This is a genomic window from Corynebacterium sp. UMB4614, from assembly GCF_030217065.1.
Classification (GTDB): domain Bacteria; phylum Actinomycetota; class Actinomycetes; order Mycobacteriales; family Mycobacteriaceae; genus Corynebacterium.
Genome location: NZ_JASONC010000050.1, coordinates 1 through 863 on the forward strand (window position 1 = coordinate 1; position 863 = coordinate 863).

The following is an 863-nucleotide window of genomic DNA, read 5'->3' on the forward strand; positions in this document are numbered from 1 at the left end:
AGGGTGGATACTTTGGCGAGTTGGTCCTGGCCCCAGTTGGACTGCCTGGCGATCTCAACGGGGTCGTCAGGCAGTTCTGTTTGCAGATACAGCCACCAATCCAGCATCCGGCGTTGGTGTTCACCGGATCTGCCGCGGTGGGTGCGGGCAAGCAGTTTCAACTGGGCGTTGATGCCGCCTTCCAGGCTGTTGGTGGTGGATTTGATCCGGCTGACATCGAGGACACCGTCAGGTGGGTCGAGATAGACAAATAACAGCTGGTTGCGCCACAGGTGGTTGAGGCTGTTGTAGGCCTTGCGGGTGCGTTCATGCGTCCATGACCAGGTGCGTTGCCGTGTCGCCGGGTCGGTTGTGAACGTTTTCTGGTTCATCCAGTCGCGGTAGATAGTGCCGTATTCGTGCAGTTGCGCACCCCACGCGGCCGCTTCGTCAAGAGCGGTGATCTTCGTGAGGTTGAGCGCAAGCTGGTAAATCGCTCGTCCTGCATCGGTGCGGGGGCGTGAGGTGGTGTGTCGGCGCACCACGCGTTGGGCGTGAACGAGGCAGCGCTGCACTTTCGTTGCAGGCCAGCATGTCTTGATTGCGCTGGCAGCGCCTTGGCCGCCGTCGATGACAGCGATCAGGGGCGCGGGGATACGTTCGAGGAGCCTTTGGTAGTCGCGGGTGGTCTCACGTGTGCACCAGTGCCAAGCGATGACGTGATCCAAGGTGGCGGCAACAATCAAGCATCCGCCGGCGGTGTAGGTGCCGTCAAGAAAGACCTGGTCGTAGACCCGGCCTTCGTGGCCGATCGTGGGATCGGGGACATCAACTAGCCAGAAGTGTTCAAACCGGCGTTGCAGGGTACGCGGATGACACCCTGC

The 863-nt window shown here is 61.0% G+C and carries 1 protein-coding gene; it reads right to left on the reverse strand.

Going from position 1 to position 863, the window contains the following annotated elements; genetic code table 11:
* The coding region (locus QP413_RS09835; protein ID WP_284781592.1) for an IS256-like element ISCur2 family transposase at positions 1-863 on the reverse strand (863 nt) is incomplete at both ends.